Annotated in this window: 18 protein-coding genes; 6 read left to right on the top strand and 12 right to left on the bottom strand. The window is 71.9% G+C overall.

Annotation, left to right across the window (positions count from 1 at the left end; translation table 11 throughout):
- Positions 1–131: 131 nt before the first annotated feature.
- Genes ACXJY8_RS21665 through ACXJY8_RS21650 form a run of 4 tightly spaced genes read left to right on the top strand, consistent with a single transcriptional unit; the run spans position 132 to position 3,063 of the window.
- Entirely contained in the window at positions 132–383 is a 252-nt protein-coding gene (locus ACXJY8_RS21665) for a hypothetical protein (protein WP_463773572.1), read from the top strand.
- Between the two features lie 48 nt (positions 384–431).
- A complete protein-coding gene (locus tag ACXJY8_RS21660; RefSeq protein ID WP_463773569.1) occupies positions 432–1,181 on the top strand; it encodes a 5-oxoprolinase subunit B family protein in 750 nt (249 codons plus the stop codon).
- Positions 1,178–2,230, top strand: coding sequence for a 5-oxoprolinase subunit C family protein (locus ACXJY8_RS21655; protein ID WP_463773566.1), 1,053 nt, complete (start codon positions 1,178–1,180; stop codon positions 2,228–2,230). The genes ACXJY8_RS21660 and ACXJY8_RS21655 overlap by 4 nt, the downstream gene beginning before the upstream one ends.
- Before the next feature lie 50 nt (positions 2,231–2,280).
- Complete coding sequence (locus ACXJY8_RS21650; protein WP_463773562.1) at positions 2,281–3,063, top strand: 5-oxoprolinase subunit PxpA; 783 nt, start codon at positions 2,281–2,283, stop codon at positions 3,061–3,063.
- Here ACXJY8_RS21650 and ACXJY8_RS21645 read toward each other — a convergent pair.
- The 11 genes from ACXJY8_RS21645 to ACXJY8_RS21595 all read right to left on the bottom strand — a co-directional run bounded on the left by ACXJY8_RS21645 (position 3,036) and on the right by ACXJY8_RS21595 (position 12,920).
- Positions 3,036–3,302: a flagellar biosynthetic protein FliQ gene (locus ACXJY8_RS21645; protein WP_463773558.1), complete on the bottom strand. Its 267-nt coding sequence runs from the start codon at positions 3,300–3,302 to the stop codon at positions 3,036–3,038. The two genes, ACXJY8_RS21650 and ACXJY8_RS21645, sit on opposite strands and share 28 nt — an antisense overlap.
- 129 nt (positions 3,303–3,431) lie before the next feature.
- Entirely contained in the window at positions 3,432–3,851 is a 420-nt protein-coding gene (flgD, locus tag ACXJY8_RS21640; protein ID WP_463773553.1) for a flagellar hook assembly protein FlgD, read from the bottom strand.
- A gap of 28 nt (positions 3,852–3,879) precedes the next feature.
- Positions 3,880–4,320, bottom strand: coding sequence for a flagellar biosynthesis repressor FlbT (gene flbT / locus ACXJY8_RS21635; protein ID WP_463780894.1), 441 nt, complete (start codon positions 4,318–4,320; stop codon positions 3,880–3,882).
- Between the two features lie 8 nt (positions 4,321–4,328).
- Positions 4,329–4,676 carry a flagellar biosynthesis regulator FlaF gene (gene flaF / locus ACXJY8_RS21630; protein ID WP_463773549.1) on the bottom strand — a complete coding sequence of 116 codons (348 nt, stop codon included), beginning with the start codon at positions 4,674–4,676 and terminating at the stop codon, positions 4,329–4,331.
- Positions 4,677–4,869: 193 nt separating this feature from the next.
- Complete coding sequence (locus tag ACXJY8_RS21625; protein ID WP_463773546.1) at positions 4,870–5,919, bottom strand: flagellar hook-associated family protein; 1,050 nt, start codon at positions 5,917–5,919, stop codon at positions 4,870–4,872.
- A 5-nt stretch (positions 5,920–5,924) separates the two neighbouring features.
- Complete coding sequence (gene flgK, locus ACXJY8_RS21620; protein WP_463773543.1) at positions 5,925–7,823, bottom strand: flagellar hook-associated protein FlgK; 1,899 nt, start codon at positions 7,821–7,823, stop codon at positions 5,925–5,927.
- Positions 7,824–7,924: 101 nt separating this feature from the next.
- On the bottom strand, positions 7,925–9,163 hold the full coding sequence (locus tag ACXJY8_RS21615) for a flagellar hook protein FlgE (RefSeq protein ID WP_463773540.1): 1,239 nt from the start codon (positions 9,161–9,163) through the stop codon (positions 7,925–7,927).
- 191 nt (positions 9,164–9,354) lie between these two features.
- Positions 9,355–10,680: a flagellar protein export ATPase FliI gene (gene fliI, locus ACXJY8_RS21610; protein WP_463773536.1), complete on the bottom strand. Its 1,326-nt coding sequence runs from the start codon at positions 10,678–10,680 to the stop codon at positions 9,355–9,357.
- Positions 10,681–10,684: 4 nt separating this feature from the next.
- Positions 10,685–11,410 carry a flagellar basal-body rod protein FlgF gene (flgF, locus tag ACXJY8_RS21605; protein WP_463773531.1) on the bottom strand — a complete coding sequence of 242 codons (726 nt, stop codon included), beginning with the start codon at positions 11,408–11,410 and terminating at the stop codon, positions 10,685–10,687.
- Positions 11,411–11,416: 6 nt separating this feature from the next.
- Positions 11,417–12,193, bottom strand: a complete 777-nt coding sequence (locus ACXJY8_RS21600) for a DUF1217 domain-containing protein (protein WP_463773529.1) — start codon at positions 12,191–12,193, stop codon at positions 11,417–11,419.
- 163 nt (positions 12,194–12,356) lie between these two features.
- Positions 12,357–12,920: a hypothetical protein gene (locus ACXJY8_RS21595; RefSeq protein WP_463773526.1), complete on the bottom strand. Its 564-nt coding sequence runs from the start codon at positions 12,918–12,920 to the stop codon at positions 12,357–12,359.
- 141 nt (positions 12,921–13,061) lie between these two features.
- Between ACXJY8_RS21595 and ACXJY8_RS21590 the strand changes: the two genes are divergently transcribed.
- Both ACXJY8_RS21590 and ACXJY8_RS21585 read left to right on the top strand, forming a co-directional pair.
- Positions 13,062–13,355 (top strand): PilZ domain-containing protein, encoded by a 294-nt coding sequence (locus tag ACXJY8_RS21590; protein WP_463773523.1) that lies wholly within the window; start codon positions 13,062–13,064, stop codon positions 13,353–13,355.
- Positions 13,356–13,686: 331 nt separating this feature from the next.
- Positions 13,687–14,979 (top strand): flagellin N-terminal helical domain-containing protein, encoded by a 1,293-nt coding sequence (locus ACXJY8_RS21585; protein WP_463773518.1) that lies wholly within the window; start codon positions 13,687–13,689, stop codon positions 14,977–14,979.
- Between the two features lie 119 nt (positions 14,980–15,098).
- Here the strand turns inward: ACXJY8_RS21585 and ACXJY8_RS21580 are convergent, their stop codons facing one another.
- On the bottom strand, positions 15,099–15,773 hold the full coding sequence (locus ACXJY8_RS21580) for a response regulator transcription factor (protein WP_463773515.1): 675 nt from the start codon (positions 15,771–15,773) through the stop codon (positions 15,099–15,101).
- Between the last annotated feature and the right edge of the window lie 234 nt (positions 15,774–16,007).

Here is a 16,007-nt window from a genome sequence, read left to right as displayed (position 1 = left end):
TGGAAGACCGACGACTCCGCGGTGCGGGGGCGCCCATGCTAAGATCTTTGTCTGTGTCGGCGCCGCCGGCTGGGATTTCGGACCCAGCGGACGGTGCCCCCAAAGTGTCCTGTGAAAGTCGCGATCGACCCATGTCCAAGCTCCGCCTCGCTCTTCTCGTGCTCCCTGCCGTGCTCGTGCCGGCTGCCGCATCGGCCCAGTCCACGCCGCTTCGCGAGCTGCTCAAGCTCTCCTGCACCGGGGACTACCTCGAGCATTGCAGCATGCATCCGCCCGGCGGACCGGAGGTCGAGGCCTGCTTCCGGCAGAACCTGCGCAAGCTCTCGCCGGACTGCGCCCGGGCGATCCGGACCTACCAGCGCGAGAAGAAGTCCACCCGCTGAGGACCGGCCGGGCCGGGCCTCTCGCCGCTCACGCTCGAGGATCACGCCGTGTCGCAGACAGGTGAAAGCGCGCAGGCCGGTCCGGACGCCGTCCGCTTCCGCGACGCCGCCGAGGCGGCCCTGGTCGTCGAGTTCGGCGCGCGGGTCGATCCGGACCTGAATGCGCGGGTGCTCGCCCTGGACGCGGCCCTGGCGCAGGACCGGATCGACGGCCTCCTGGAGACGGTGCCGACCTATCGCTCGCTGATGCTCCACTACGACCCGCTGGTGCTCGACCGCGACGTCCTCGCGGCCCGGGTGACGACCCTTCTCGACCGGCCCCCGTCCCGTCCGCGCGAGGCCCGCGCCTGGACGCTGCCCTGCTGCTACGACCCGGCCCTGGCGGAGGACCTCGCGGCGCTGGCCGACTGGGCCGGGCTGGCGCCCTCCGCCGTGGCCGAGCGCCACGCGCAGGCCGCCTACCGGGTCTACATGTACGGCTTCGCGCCCGGCTTCGCCTATCTCGGCGGGCTGCCGGAGAGCCTGGCGATTCCCCGCCGACGGACACCGCGCCCGCCCCATCCCGCCAACGCGCTGCTGGTGGGCGGCGGCCTCGCGGCCGTGGCGAGCGTCCCGATGCCCACGGGCTGGTACGTCGTCGGCCGCACGCCGGAACGGCTGTTTTCCGAGGCGCGCCCGCAGAGCTTCCTCGTCGAGCCCGGCGATGCCCTGCACTTCGAGCCCATCGATGCGGCGACCTTCGCCGCCCTCGAGGCCCGGGCGGCCCACGGCGAGGTCATCGCGCGGAGGCGCGCGTGACGGCGGTGCGGCCTTCGACGGGTGCGGGCTCCTCGGGGTCGGGCACGGCGACGCTCCGTATCCTCGCGGCCGGCGGCGGCGTCACCCTGCAGGATGCCGGCCGGCACGGCTTCCTGCGCTACGGCATCACGCCCGCCGGACCGATGGACCCCCTGGCCCATGCCACCGCCAACCGCGCCCTCGACAATGCCCTGACGGCGACCGCCATCGAGGTCTCCCTCGGCGGCCTCGCCCTGACCGTTGAGGAGGCCGCCGTCGACGTCGCTCTGGCGGGGGGTGACCTGCGCATCGACCTCGACGGGCGCCCCCTCCCCCCGGCCGTCGCGCTCACCCTGCGGCCGGGCGCGCGGCTGACCCTGCGGGCGGGCCGGGCCGGGGCCTGGTGCAGCCTCGCGGTGGCGGGCGAGATCGCCGTGGCGCCGGTGCTGGGCTCGACCGCGACCCACACCCGCTCCGGCCTCGGCGGCTTCCACGGACGCGGGTTGCAGGCGGGCGACGCCCTTCCGGTGATGCGCCCGCGCGCCGCGATCGGCGACCCGGCGCGCCTGGCGGTGCCCTGGCTGCACCGGCCGCCGGCGGTGATCCGCGTCGTCCCGGGACCGCAGGACGACCTGTTCGAGGCCGCCGCCCTCGACGCCTTCCTGGCGGGCCCCTGGCGGGTCGGGCCGCGGGGCGACCGCATGGCCTGTTTCCTCGAAGGGCCCGCGATCCGCGCCCGGAGCCACGACATCGTCTCCGACGGCGTCGCCATGGGGGCGATCCAGGTGCCGGGCTCGGGCCAGCCCCTGGTGCTGATGGCCGACCGCCAGCCCACCGGCGGCTACCCGAAGATCGCCACGGTGATCGGGGCCGATCTTGGCCGCCTCGCCCAGGCCCAGGCGGGCACGCAGCTGCGCTTCGCCGCCGTCGACCTCGCGCAGGCGGTGGCGGCCCGGCGGGCGGAGCGCGAGGCCCTGGGTCCGGCCATCCGGCGCCAGCCCGTCCTGCGCACCGAATTTCCCTCCGAATTCCTGCTCGGGACCAACCTCATCGACGGCGTCGTCGGCTAGGATCGCGCCGCCAGCGGCCGCAGGGCCGCGCCGAGCCGGGGATGCGCCAGATGCCGACCATCGACCTGAATGCCGATCTCGGCGAGGGCTTCGGCGCCTATCGCTGCAGCGACGACACGGCGATGCTCGGCCTCGTCACCTCCGCCAACGTCGCCTGCGGATTCCATGCCGGCGACCCCGAGATCATGGCCGAGACCTTCGCCCTGGCGCGGGCGCGGGGCGTCGCCGTGGGCGCGCATCCGGGCTTTCCCGACCTGGCGGGCTTCGGCCGCCGGCCGATGCCGTTCGGCCCGGCCGAGATCGAGCGCCAGGTCGCCTACCAGATCGGCGCCGCCCAGGCGCTGGCCGCCTGGGCGGGGCATCGCCTGACCTACGTCAAGGCGCACGGGGCGCTGGCCAACCGGGCGGCGGCGGAGCGGGACGTGGCGGATGCGATCGCCCGGGCCGTGAGGGCCGTCGACCCGGGTCTGGGGCTCCTGGCCATCGCCCGCACCGAGCAGGTGGCGGCCGGCGAGGCGGCGGGGCTCAGGGTCCATGCCGAGATCTTCGCCGACCGCGGCTACACCGAGGCGGGCCAGCTCATCCCGCGCGACCGGCCCGGCGCCCTCATCGCGGACGCCGAAGCGGCGGCGGACCGGGTGCTGGCGATGGTGCAGGCCGGCGGCATCCTGACCGCCCAGGGCACCTTGCTGCCGACGCGCATCGACTCGGTCTGCGTGCACGGCGACAGCGCGCATGCGGTGGCGATGGCGCGGGCGGTGCGGGCGCGGCTGGAGGAGGCGGGCATCACCCTGCGGGGTCTGGCTCAGAACCCGGTGACGATGCGCCCGTAGGTGGCCTCGGCGAAGGTGTAGATCTGCGCCCCGATGAAGGAACTGGTGACGAGGAGCACCAGCAGGATCACCACGATCTTGGGCACGAAGGTGAGCGTCACCTCCTGGATCTGCGTGAGCGCCTGCATCAGCGCCACGGCGATGCCGATCAGCATCGCGGCGCCGATCGCCGGCCCGGCCGCGACGATCACGGTCCAGATCGCGGCGCGCACGAGTTCGAGGGCGTCGACCTCGTTCATCCGATGGGTTGCCTCATCCTGCGGGGTCGTCGAGCCGGGCCCCTGTCCAGAGCCGGGGCCCTGTCCAGGGCATTGTCTTCACGCGAGCCGGCATCCACCTCGCATGGAAACGCTCTAGCCCGGAACCCGTCACTGCGACAGCGAGATGCCCTGCGTGAGGAGCACGTCCTGGCCGTTGGTGAGGCGGGCGAGCGCGCCCTCGCTGGTGATCTTGACCGACTGGACCTCGCCGGTGGCGGTGCCGTCGGCGGAGGTGATGGTCCGGCCGATGATCTGGTCGGCCTGCGACAGGAAGCTCGACGACAGCAGCGAGTCGAGCTTCGCGTTGGTCTTCGTCGCCTGCTCCACCTGCGAGAAGGTCGCCAGCTCGCTGACATAGGCCGTGGAATCCATCGGCTTCGTCGGGTCCTGGTTCTTCAGCTGCGTCATCAGCAGGGTGAGGAACGTGTCGGCGTTCATCGAGGCGGCGATGCCCGTCGCCGTCTTGGTGGCGGCGGCGGTGGTGGCCGTCTGGGATGTGGCCGTGCTGGGGACGCTGGCGACGCTCATGGCGGGCCTCCTGGTTCGATGGCCCGGATCAGGCCGGATGGATGGGGGATGGCGCCGGCGGGGTCCGGGGCACGCTCGTGTCCGCCGGCGGGGCCGCCAGCAGGGCCGCCTCGGCCGGATAGAGCCCGCGGATCAGCTTGAGCGCCTCGATCAGCCGGTCCGCCTCGACGAGCTGGCCGGCGCCGAGGACGCCCTCGCGGATCTCCGGATCGGCGACCACCGCGAGGATGCCGGCCTGCAGGCTGCGGCAGAGTTCGCGGGCCTGATCCGTGGCGGCCGGCTCGATCACCAGCGTCTGGATCGCGAAGTAGAGCTGGCGCAGGGGCGTCGTCGCCGCCTCCGCCTGGAGCACGTGGGTCTCGAGCAGGAAAGTGGCGTCGTTCAGAAGCTCCAGGGAGACCTTCCGATCGACGCGCAGGACCGCGCCGTTCACGTAGACGCGCTCGCCGGCGCGCAGGGACAGGCGCATGGGCCGGCTCACCGCAGGCCGTCCCGGACCGAGGTGTTGACGGTGATCAGCGCCGACAGCGAGCGGTCGGGCGCGGCGATCACCGCGTTGGCCTCGTACATGCTCCACAGGCCGATGGAGACGAGGTCGGCCCGCAGGTCCGGCGGCAGGCCGTTGTCCTCGCTCCGCAGGTCGTCGATCAGCACGCCCCAGAGGCTCTGCAGGAAGCCGGCCGCCATGGCGCGGTCCGCCTGCTGGGCGTCGGGCCGGTCGGCGATGCGCAGCAGGTCGAGGGCCCGGTCGAAGGCCGCGCGCTCGCGCTCGCGTGCGATCGCCGGGGCCTCCTCCAGGATCTCGGCATAGGAAAACTGGTACATATGGGTCCTGTCCCGTGTATCCGCGGCCCCGCCGCGCCGAGCGGACCGGGGCCGATGAGCCGTTGGGGCCGGCGAGGTCCCTCGGGGGGCTCCCCGAAGGGTCCCCCGGGGGCCCCCGGGGGTCCTGCCCCCGGGGGTCTTGGCCTCGCCGCCGGGTCGTTTCGCGGGCCCGGCCGCCCGGGCCGGCGCTGCGCTAGAGGTAGTTGACGAGGGTGAGCTGCCGCAGCTGCGCGGTCAGGGCGTAGGAGATCTGCACCTGGGTCGACAGGCGGTCGCTCCGGGTCTTGGCCTCGGCGGTGTCGACGCCCTCCATCTGCCCGATCTGGGACTGGAGCAGCGTCGTCTGGGTCTCGAGCCGGGTGTTGGCGTCGGTGATCGCGGCCTGCGAGCGGCCGAGATCCGCCTGCAGGCCGATGAGGCCCGCGCTCGCCTCGCCGAGCAGCCCCGCGACCCGCGTGGTGAGCACGTCCTGCGCGGCCGCCGAGAGGTTCCCGGCGCCGAGGTCGGAGGCCATCACGTAGGCCATGGCGAGCTTGCGCAGGGCCGGCGCGTTGGCACTCGCCGAGGTCGTGGCGGTCTCGCTGAGGGAGATCTGGTTGGTCAGGGGGGCGGAGCCGGCGCTGGACCAGTCGGCGCTCCACGCCTCCGCGTCGAACAGGCCCCGGAAGGCCGGCCCGTCGAGGAAGGCCGCCATGTCGCCGGCCGAGATCGTACCCACCCCCGGGCTGTCCTGCGACATCGCGAAGGTGGCGCGGAAGGCCGCGTCGACGGCGGTCTTGGCCGGAGAGGCCGGGCTCGCAGCGTAGGCGGTCAGGGGCGCCTCGGCGGTCCGGGTGCCGCCGAAGACGAACTGGCCGCCGGCGGAGGTGTTGAGGAGCACCCCGAGGCCCGCGAGGCGGTTCGCCGCGATGTCCTTGAGCACGTCGGCACGCTTGTCCGAGGGCGCTCCGATCAGGGCCTTCAGGGTGGCGTCGGCGCCGTCCTGGATCTGCTTCAGGGCGACCTGCGAGGTGCCGAGCCGGAGGGTGGCCGCGTCGTTGCTCTCGCGCAGGGCGCCGAGCTCGGCGATCTTCTGGCGCAAGCCGATGGCGAGGCCGGTGCGGCTCCCCAGGGCGAGGCCGACATCGGCGAAGCGACCGCTGACGATCTCCTGCGTGGCCTTGGCCAGGTCGGATTGCATGCGGGACACGCCGATGCGCGGCGCGTTCCAGAAGCTCAGGGAGGAGAGGGCGTTGGTCCGCATGGGGTCTATCGCACCGCATCCATCAGGGTTTTCAGGAGGTCGTTCACCAGCGTCAGCAGCTTGGCCGAGGCGGTGTAGGACCGTTCGAGGTCGAGGGTCATCGCCGTCTCGTCGTCGCCGTTGACGCCGGTGGCGTTGGAATAGGCGTCGGAGGCGCGGGCCAGCAGCGTCGACTGGTAGGTCGATTCCGCGGTGGCGGCCTGGCGCTGGCCGGCGAGCCAGCCCGTGGAGGCGGTGGCGAAGTCCTGGAGCGTGCTCCGGGTGGCCAAGCCCGAGGACGGGTCGAAGGCCCGGTCCGCGCCCAGGACGGAGGCCAGGGTCCGCAGGCGGTCCGGGAAGGCGGTGACGCCGGACGCGGCCGGGTTCGAGCGGTAGTCGGCCCCGGCGATCCCGCCGTCGCGCAGCAGGTTGACGGCGCCGCCGCGCTGGGGATCTACGGAGGCGTTGACCCGGATCCCGGCGGCCAGGCCGGCGGCGGCGGAGACCGTGCCGCCCGGGACGGCGACGCTGGCCCCGGCGGTGAACAGGCCGGCCGCCCGCGGAGGCAGGCCGCCGACGAGGCCGAAGCCGACATCGACCAGGGTGTTGCCGGCGCTCGCCTCGACGTTCCGGACGGTGAGCTGCGCGGCGGCCCCCGCGGCGGGCGTGGTGGCGAAGGTCAGGCTCCCGCCGGGGTCCAGGGAGGCGACGACCCGGCCGGACAGCGCGGGCGTCGCGGGGTCGGCGGCGATCTGGGCGTTGATCGCGTCGACGAGCTCGGCCGGCGTCACCTTCGTGAGATCCGCGGCCGCCGCGGCCAGGGTGCTCCGGTTGAGCGCGATCCGGATGCCGGAACCGTTGGAAAGGCCGAGCGAGAACGCGACCTCGCTGGTGCCGCTGAGATCCGCGGTGCCGGCCGTGCCCGGGGCGGCGCCCGGGCGGAAGGCCTCCGTCGCCGCCAGGGGGGCGATGCCGCTCACCCGGGGGCTCGACTGGTTCAGGGCGCGGGTGCCGGTCTCGGCGAAGCCGTCCACCAGGGCGGCGGCGATGCCGTCGAGCTGGGCCCCGTAGCGGGTCGCGACGCCGTCGCGCAGTTCGGCGAGTCCGGCGATCCGGCCCGAATGCACCGGCATCGGCGCGTTGGCCCCGGTCACCGGGACGCCGTCGACGATCACGGCGCCGCCCGTCGTGCCGGCCGAGAAGGAGGCGGTGGGGGTGAAGGAGACGCGCCGGGCGCCGCGCTCGAACAGGGGCACGCCGCTGTCGGTGTAGATCGCGACGTCGTTGCTGCCGCGGACCACCGTGGAGATCCCGATCTCCTGCGCCAGGCCGGCGAGGATGCGGTCGCGGTCGTCGAGGGCATCGGTCACGTCGTCGCCGTTCGCCGTGCCGGTGGTGACGATGCGGTTGGCGGCGTCGAACCGCGCCAGGAGGTCGTTGATGGTGGCGACGGACTCGGCCAGGTCGGCATCGGCCTGCGTCCGGACCGTCTCGACCGCGGCCGCCCCGCTGTTGAGGCTCGTGGCGAGGTCGCGCGCGCGGTCGACGGCGTCCCTGGCCAGCGCCTGGTCGTCGGGCTGGTTGGCCGCGGCCTTGAGCGCCGCGTTGAGCGCGCCGAGCCGCGCGGCGGGAGAGGTGCCGTCGTTGGTGTCGCCGATGGTGGCCTGGAGCTTCGTGAGACCGTCGAGCACGGCTTCGCTCGCCGCCACCGACGAGGTCCCGTCGAGCTTGCGGTCGAACAGGGCGGCGTCGGTGGCGCGCTGGATCGAGACCGCGCTGCCGCCGCCGGCCGCCACGAGGTTGGCGATCTTGCGGGTGTAGAACGGGTCGCTCGCCCCGGCGACGTTGCGCGCCGAGACGGCGATCTGCGACGAGGTCGCGACCAGCGAGGTCCGGGCGGTGTTGAGGGCGAGGGCGAGGCCCATCGGATCTGTCCTGGGAAGCGGGCGGCGGGTCGGGCGGCGGGAGCCGCCGCGCCGGGGGGCGCGGCGGACGGGGTTTCGAGGGCGCGCGGCGCGGCGCGGCCTCAGCGCTTGAGGTTCATCAGGGTCTCGAGGAGCTCGTTGCCCGTCATGAACACCTTCGAATTGGCGGTGTAGACGGTCTGCGACTCGATCATCGCGGTCAGCTCGGTGCTGACGTCGACGTTGGACTGCTCGAGGGCGCTGGCCTTGACGGTGCCGAGGCCGCCGAGGCCGGCGAAGCCGATCTGGAGATCGCCGGAGTTCAGGGAGGTCTGGTAGACGTTGCCGGCGCGCGGGTCCAAGTTGTCCGGGCTCTTGACCGAGGCCACCGGGATCTTGAACACCCCGAGGCGGGTGCCGTCGGCGTAGGTCGCGTAGACGACGCCGTCGGGGCCGAACTCGGTGCCGGTCACGGCGGAGGGCGCCTTGCCGTCGGCCGTGCCCTTCAGGGCGTCGGCGCCGGCGAGCTGCGTCAGGCCGCCCATGTCGAGGGTGAACGGATCGCCGCCCGGGATCGTGAAGCTCATCGTGTTGGGGCCGCTCAGCTTGCCGTCGGCACCGAACACGAACGGGATCGGCCCGGCCAGGACGTTCTTGTCCGGGTCATAGACCGATGCGGTCCAGGTGTTGGGAAGGACCGGGGGAGCGGCGCTCGGGTCGGCGGGAGACCGCTTGAAGACGACGTCCAGGGTCACGCTCTTGCCGAGCTTGTCGTAGGTGACGACCGACGTCTTCTTCGAAAAGTTCGTCGGCGAGACGACGCCGCTGAGCGCCGGGGTGTCGGCGGAGAGGTTGCCGCCGATCGTCGCCTTCGTGCTGGGCGTCGTCCGAAGGCCGAGGCTCGCCATGTTGACCGGCACCAGCCCGTCGGTGCTGTTGAGGGCCGGGCTCGGATCCTGGCCATCGGCGAGGCTGTAGCCCATCAGGGAGAAGCCGCCCGCGTTGACGAGATTGCCGGTCGGCCCGTCCACCACGAAGTTGCCGGCGCGGGTCAGGAAGGGCGCCTTGTTGTCGTCCTGCACCACGAAGAAGCCGTTGCCCTGGATGGCGAGGTCGGTCTTCGAGCTCGTGAAGGTGATCGGGCCCTGGGAGCCGATCGACCGGCGGACCGTGGTCTCGACCGCACCGGAGGTGTAGTTCGCCGTGGACCCGCCGTCGATCAGCAGGGACGAGAACTCGGCCGCCGAGCTCTTGTAGCCGGTGGTGCTCGCGTTCTGGACGTTCTCGGCGACGGTGGAGATGCGGTTCGACTGCGCATTCATGCCGGAGACGCCGGTGCGCAAAACGCTGATGAGACTCATGACGTCACCTCGAAGACGGGGATCGCGGCGCGGCGCGCAGGATCGGCGGGCCGGGATCGGCGGGCATTGACGGATCGGCGGACACGGAAGGACCGGCGGGCACTAAAGGAAGACAGGCTTGCGCGGGGCTGGATGGCCCTGCGCGGCCGGGCCGAAACGCGGCCGGGGTGGGAGCGAGCGGCATCGTCGCCTCAGGTCCGCAGGGATTGGGCGAGTTCGAGGAAGGCATCCTCGCTCGCCGCCATGCCGGGTTCCTGGCGCAGGGCCTCGTAGATCCGCGGCACCAGGAGGATGGCCTGGTCGAGCTCGGCATCCTCGCCGGCGCGGTAGCCGCCCATCAGGCGCAGGTCGCGGGTCTCCTCGAACCGCGCCATCATGGCCTTGAGGCGGCGCACGAGTTCGCGCTGCTCGGGCGTCCAGACCTCGGAGGCCAGGCGCGAGATCGAGCCGAGGAGATGCACGGCGGGATAGCGGCCCTGCTCGGCGATGGCGCGGTCGAGGACCACGTGCCCGTCCAGGGTGCCGCGGATGGAATCGGCCACGGGGTCGTTGTGGTCGTCCCCGTCCACCAGCACCGAGAACACGCCCGTGATGGTGCCGGCGCCGTCGAGGCCGGGCCCGGCCCGCTCGAGGAGGCGGGGCAGGTCCGAGAACACGCTCGGCGGGTAGCCCCGGGCCACCGCCGGCTCGCCGGCCGCCAGGGCGACGTCGCGGGCCGCATGGGCGTAGCGCGTCACCGAATCCACGATGAGAAGGACGGATTCGCCGGCGTCGCGGAACGATTCCGCGATGGCCAGCGCCATCTTGGGCGCCTGTCGGCGCATCATCGGGCTCTCGTCGCCGGTGGAGACCACGATGACGGCGCGGGCCCGGTTCGGCGCCATGGCGCCTTCCAGGAACTCGCGCACCTCGCGGCCGCGCTCGCCCACCAGGGCGACCACGACGCTGTCGAAGCCGGTGGCCCCGGCCAGCATCGCCAGCAGGGTCGACTTGCCGACGCCGGAACCGGCGAAGATGCCGATGCGCTGGCCGAGGCAGAGGGGCGTGAACAGGTCGAGGGCGCGCACCCCCGTGCGCAGGGGCTTCGTCACCCGCGCCCGCTCCATGGCGGGCGGGGGGGACGCCTCCAGCGGCACGGCGCGGGCGCCCGGCTCGAGCGCGCCGCGGCCGTCGATGGGGCGCCCGAGGGCATCGATCACCCGGCCCTTCCAGCTCGGGTCCGGCCGCAGGGTCGGGTCGCCGAGGCGGTAGGCCAGGGTGCCGATCCCGGCCTCGATCCGGGATTCGAAGGGCTTCACGGTCACGCCCGCCGCGTCCACCCGCACGACCTCGCCGATCTGCTCGCGGCCATTCGCCAGGAAGCCCATGCGGTCGCCGAGCGTCATGAAGGGCGCGACGCCCACGACCCGGGCCGCGCTGGCGGTGACCTCCTGGATCGCGCCGCCGACGCGCACCAGGGGCAGGGCCTCGCGGCCCGTCGCCAGGGCCGCGCCGAGGCGATCGAGGGCGTCGCGCATCGGCTCAGCCCTGCGGGCTCAGGGAGCGGATCGCCCCGGAGAAGGTGGTCTCGGTCTCGGAGGCGAGCGTGGCCGCGCTCTCGAAGGCGCGCTGGATGGTGATGAGCTTCGTCATCTCCAGCACCGGGTTGACGTTGGCGCCCTCGACGTAGCCCTGGACCATGCCGATGCGGGTGAAATCCTGCACCGGGACCGCCGGCAGGCTGGTGCTGACGCCGTTCGGCTCGGCGCGGGTCAGCGCGCTCTTCGGGTCCAGGGTGAACAGGCCGATGGCCCCCACCTGGTTGATGCCCTGCGAGACGCTGCCGTCGCGCCCGATGGTGGGCGGGCCGGCCTGCGGGTCGAGCAGGATCGGGGCGCCGCCGGGATCGAGCATCGGCTGCCCGGTGAGGCTGCGCAGCTGCCCCAGCGCATCCATCGTCATGCGCCCGTCGCGGGTATAGACGGGGCCCTTGGCGCCGCGCACGGCGAACCAGGCGTCGCCCTGCACCGCCACGTCGAGGGGGCTGTCCGTCTTGATCGTCGGCCCGGCCCGCTGGGAGATGTAGGTGTCGCCCGAGGAGGCGAAGGCGACGGCGCCCTTGGTCGCCTGGGCGAGGAGGGCGGTGAACTTGGTGTCCTCGGCCCGGTAGCCGCTGGTGGACAGGTTCGCGACGTTGTTGGCGACCGCGTTCAGGCGCTTGTCGAGGGCGATCTGCGCCGAGAGCGAGACGTAGAGGGCGTTCTGCATGGCGCCTCAGCTCCCCGACCGGATGCGCTGGAGGCTGAGCAGCACGCTCGCGTCGAGGCCCTGCGCGGTGGAATCCGCAAACAGGTTGAGGATTGGCGCCGAGGCGGCGTTGTTCTGCGCATCCCAGATCGCGGTGAAGCGCTGCACGAAGCGCTGCAGCTTGTCCGGGTCCTTGAAGCTCGCGAGATCCACCCGGGTCTCGATGATCGCCGCCTGTCGGGCGATCCCGTCCGACGAGGACACGTCGGGCAGGCCCAGGACGGTCTTGACCACCTGCGACAGGGCCGGATCGCCCAGCACGCCGTAGCCCGAGGAGACCGTGGGCGCCACGCGGGCGAAGTACAGGGCGAGGCGCACGCCGGTATCCTCGCTCCCGGCATCGCCCTCCAGGCTCTGGCGCAGGTACGCGGCGGTGGTGTCGGCGACGGCGGCGGCACGGGTGGTCGTCGTCTCGCCGTAGGTATCGAAGTCGAAGGCCCGGGCGAAGGCGACGTAGCGGTCGTCGGCGAGGCGGTTGGCGAAGGCGGAGCGGTCCGTGACGCCCTCGGTGAGCACCTTGCGCATGAAGGCCTTGGCGTAGGTCATGTCCTCCAGGCCGTAGGCCTTCATCGCGTAGGCGTAGAGGCGCCGGTCGCCGAGGAAGTCGTCGATGGATTTCACCGAGCCGATCTTGGCCGTGTAGTAGGCGGTCTCGCGGGCGATGTCGGGCTGCTTGGCCTTGCGCGCCAGGGACGCGTCGAGGTCGCGGGCGATCAGGCTGTAGCTCGCGAAGGTGCTCGTCATGGCAGGGGGCGATCGCTCGTGAGGCGCGGCGGCAGCGCCGGATCGAGGGGGAAGTGGGACCGTCGGGCGGGAAACGTCCCGGCGTCCCGACCCGGTGCGGGCCGCGCCCGGCCTAGAGCGGATGGCTTGCGGGAAGCTGGTGCCGCCGGGCTCGGGAGAGGCGTCACAGCCGGGTCGGCCCGATGATCGTCTCCGAGGTGATCACGACCCAGCCGGCGCCGGTGGCGCGGATGGAGAGGATGCGGCCGGCGCCCGGAAGCACGGCGCCGGGCACGACCTGGCGCAGACCCTCGGGCCCCTCCACCAGGGCGGCCCCCTCGGTGACCCGGCGCAGGACATAGGCGCGCGTCCGCGCGGACGGCTCGGTCCGCTCCGCTTCGGAGGCGGCCGGGACCGGATCGGGCAGCGCCCCCGTGGTGGTCGGATCGAGGTCGATCGCGGCCTCGCGCACCGGTGCGACGGGCCGCTTCCAGGCGAAGCCGCCGCCGACCGCCGGCAGGAACGGCTGGACCGAGTAGGTGTTCGAGGCGCCGGTGATCGCGTAGGCGGCGAAGCTGCCCGAGACCAGGGCGAGAGCGAGACAGATGCCCACGGCCGTGCGCTCCACCGCGGCGGCCCGGGACCGGCGCAGGATCTCGGCCCCGGCGGACGGACGGGCGTAGCCGGAACGCGGTGCGAGGGTGGCGGGGGTGCGACGGGGGAAGGTCGTGGTCATGGTCGTGGTCATGGCCATCGCATGAGGAAGCCGCGGGTCAGCCGAAACCCTCACAGGTTATAGTTACCAAATCCTTAAGACCCGGCCGCGATCGACAGTCCGGCAACCCACTGTTAAGCGTGGCCCACGGTTCGCGGACGGGACGGCACGACGATGGCGGATTGGCAGGAGGCGGTAGCCCGGGGAGACCGGCCCGCGCGCACGCCCTCGCCGAAGCGCTTCCGCGTGATGCAGCAGGGCCGCATCGTGCTCGGCCCCGAGACCCTGGTGCCCTGCATCATCCGCGACCTCTCGCCGATGGGCGCCAGCCTGCGCCTGCCGCGCCCGACCCCCCTGCCCGAGCGCTTCGACCTCGTGATCGCCGGCCATGAGCTGCGCACCGTCGCGGTCCGGCTGCGCTGGCAGCGCGCCGACTTCGCCGGCGTGACCTTCCTGACCCAGGACTGAGACTGCGCCCGGGAGGCGCGTCGAGACCGCCGTCGGTGCATCCGGGCACAGGTCCGGGCCCCTGCCCTTAAGCTCCTGCTAAGCCGGACCGGTCATAGTCGCCTCATCGGCAAGCGACTGACCCAGATCGGGACGGAAGCCCCTCGATACGAACGCGGTGGATAGGTTTCGTGGACCTATAGACATGATGTCGCCCCACCGGTCCGGTGAAAATCCGGGATGTATGAAGCAATAGCGTCTCTCCGTACCGGGAGAGCTTCAGCCCCCGCGGCCTATTGCTCGGCTACGCACACGAATTCCTTGCAATTCCTGCCAACCGGACATCCTCGCAATGACCAGCCTGCTGACCAACAACGCCGCCATGACGGCGCTGACGACCCTCAAGAGCATCACGACCCAGCTGGATACGACCAGCAACCGTGTGTCGACGGGCCTGCGCGTGTCGTCCGCCGCCGATAACGCCGCCTACTGGTCGATCGCGACCACGGTCCGCGCCGACAACTCATCGCTCGGTGCCGTCAAGGACGTGCTCGGCCTGGGCAGCTCCTCGATCGACACCGCCTATAACGGCATCAACAGCATCATCGAGAACGTCAAGAGCCTGCGCACCCAGCTGACTTCGGCCCTGTCCTCGAACGTCGATCGCGCCAAAGTCCAGGTCGAAATCGCAGCCATCCAGTCGACCATGAAATCCACCGCCGACTCCTCGGTCATGAGCGGCCAGAACTGGCTCTCGGTGGATTCCTCGAACGCGAAGTTCACGGCCACGCAGAAGATCGTGGCGGGCTTCTCCCGCGACGTCACCGGCGGCATCAAGTTCTCCGAGGTGTCGATCAACGTCGGCGCTGCCGGCGGCCTGAAGCTCTACGATGCGGGCGCGAGCGCCGGCACGTCGGCGAAGGTGACCGGCCCGTCCTCCTTCGGGCCCAGCACCGACTTCACGACGGCCGTCAGCTTCACGGTCAACGCCAACGGCGGCGGCGCCGTCACCGTCACCCTCGATGCGGCGAAGTTCCCCGCCGGCTCCGGCTTCGACCCGACCAAGGTCACGAACGATCAGGTCGTCGCGGAGATCAACAAGCAGCTTGCTGCCGACCCCAAGACCACCGGCGCCGTTTCCGCGAGCCTGGATAGCGGCGGTCGCCTCCAGTTCGAAACGACGAAGCTCGGCGCATCCGCCACGGTCGCCGTGGTCTTCGCCAGCGCGGGCCTCGGCTATGCCGCGGCCACGCAGACGGGTACCGGCGTCGCCGGAACCACGGCGACCCAGGGTATCCTGGACAGCGTGGATGCCATCACCAACAAGTCGGTGAGCAACATCGATATCTCCGCCGCCAGCGATGCGCAGGTGAAGGCCTTCATCACCCAGGTCGACAAGGCCCTGGCTGCCATGACCAACACCGCGACCTCGCTCGGTTCGAGCAAGAAGCAGGTGGATGGCCAGAAGGCGTTCATCGACACCCTGATGAAGGCCAACGACCGGACCATCGGCACCCTCGTCGATGCCGACATCGAGGAGGAGTCCACCAAGCTCAAGGCCCTGCAGACCCAGCAGCAGCTCGGCGTGCAGGCCCTCAGCATCGCCAACTCGGCGAGCCAGAACGTCCTCTCGCTCTTCCGGTAAGGTCGACAGCGCCCCCGGGGAGTTTCCGGGGGCGCCTCACGCAGAAAGGCCACGCCTCCGCGAGGGGGCGTGGCCTTTCTGATTCCGAGCCCCGCGCCGGAGCGGTCGAGGGGTCCGACTCAGCCGACGAAGGTGTAGCCGGCCAGCCGCTTGGCCTCGATCGGGTCGTAGCCCAGGCGCATCCGCAGCTTCTTGCGCAGCTTGCTGATGTGGCCCTCGACCACGCTCTCCTCCACGTCGGCGCCGTGGTGGGCATAGACGGCGTTGAAGATCTGCGCCCGGCTGAGCTGGCGGCCGCGCTGAGCGGCGAAGTACTCGAGGATGTGGCGCTCGCGGCGCGGCAGGATCAGGCTGACCCCGTCGATCTCCGGGTCGCGGCCGTCGGAGAACACCTTGAGCCGGCCGCTGCGATCCTGCGCGGCGGGCGCCTGGACCTCGCCGCGGATGCCGCGGCGGCGGATCGCCTCGGCCCGGGCCAGGATCTCGCGGACATGGACCGGGCGGCGCACGACGTCGTCGATGCCGGCGGTGAACAGGTCGAGGGTCTGCTCCAGGGAGCGGGTCTCGTTGAGGGCGATGATCGGGGCCTGGGAGAAGCTGCGGATCGCGGCGGTCCGGCTGGCGCGATCGGCGCATTCGCCGAGCACGATCCCCTGGAGCGCGTCGGCCGGGTTCCCGGCGAGCCAGGCCAGGAAGTCGTCGGCGTTGCTGCTCCGCGCGGGAACCGACTGCGCGTTGAAACCGGCCACATACTCGGCGGCCACCTGATGCCGCTCGTCTACCACGATGTACATTTCAGCGCCCCGCCGAAAACGAGTTGTTGTGCAAACCGGCCCGACGATCACCTTGGAAGCGGAGCGACTTCGTTGTTCGCTCTCATCATCCAGGTTTTACTTGATGATGATTTCGCAGCCGCACCTCTCTTCGGAGATGTATTGGCTGCCGTCCGTCGATCTGCGTTGGAAACGTTTCTTTAAGGAAATGGTTAATTTTGAATTAAGGGGTTCACCGTCCTGTGATCCCGGGCC

It is taken from the genome of Methylobacterium sp. TK31, assembly GCF_055361545.1.
Note: the sequence above shows the minus strand (reverse complement) of the source record. Positions and strands in the feature narration are given on the sequence as shown.

Coding starts and splice junctions, on each gene's coding strand:
- fliI (WP_463773536.1), bottom strand. CDS start 10,680: ATGCGCGACGCCCTCGATCGCCTCGGCGCGGCCCTGGCGACGGGCCGC.
- ACXJY8_RS21580 (WP_463773515.1), bottom strand. CDS start 15,773: ATGTACATCGTGGTAGACGAGCGGCATCAGGTGGCCGCCGAGTATGTG.
- ACXJY8_RS21625 (WP_463773546.1), bottom strand. CDS start 5,919: ATGCGGACCAACGCCCTCTCCTCCCTGAGCTTCTGGAACGCGCCGCGC.
- flgF (WP_463773531.1), bottom strand. CDS start 11,410: ATGCAGAACGCCCTCTACGTCTCGCTCTCGGCGCAGATCGCCCTCGAC.
- flgK (WP_463773543.1), bottom strand. CDS start 7,823: ATGGGCCTCGCCCTCGCCCTCAACACCGCCCGGACCTCGCTGGTCGCG.
- ACXJY8_RS21665 (WP_463773572.1), top strand. CDS start 132: ATGTCCAAGCTCCGCCTCGCTCTTCTCGTGCTCCCTGCCGTGCTCGTG.
- flaF (WP_463773549.1), bottom strand. CDS start 4,676: ATGTACCAGTTTTCCTATGCCGAGATCCTGGAGGAGGCCCCGGCGATC.
- ACXJY8_RS21585 (WP_463773518.1), top strand. CDS start 13,687: ATGACCAGCCTGCTGACCAACAACGCCGCCATGACGGCGCTGACGACC.
- ACXJY8_RS21645 (WP_463773558.1), bottom strand. CDS start 3,302: ATGAACGAGGTCGACGCCCTCGAACTCGTGCGCGCCGCGATCTGGACC.
- ACXJY8_RS21615 (WP_463773540.1), bottom strand. CDS start 9,163: ATGAGTCTCATCAGCGTTTTGCGCACCGGCGTCTCCGGCATGAATGCG.
- flbT (WP_463780894.1), bottom strand. CDS start 4,320: ATGCGCCTGTCCCTGCGCGCCGGCGAGCGCGTCTACGTGAACGGCGCG.
- ACXJY8_RS21590 (WP_463773523.1), top strand. CDS start 13,062: ATGGCGGATTGGCAGGAGGCGGTAGCCCGGGGAGACCGGCCCGCGCGC.
- flgD (WP_463773553.1), bottom strand. CDS start 3,851: ATGAGCGTCGCCAGCGTCCCCAGCACGGCCACATCCCAGACGGCCACC.
- ACXJY8_RS21600 (WP_463773529.1), bottom strand. CDS start 12,193: ATGACGAGCACCTTCGCGAGCTACAGCCTGATCGCCCGCGACCTCGAC.
- ACXJY8_RS21595 (WP_463773526.1), bottom strand. CDS start 12,920: ATGACCACGACCATGACCACGACCTTCCCCCGTCGCACCCCCGCCACC.
- ACXJY8_RS21650 (WP_463773562.1), top strand. CDS start 2,281: ATGCCGACCATCGACCTGAATGCCGATCTCGGCGAGGGCTTCGGCGCC.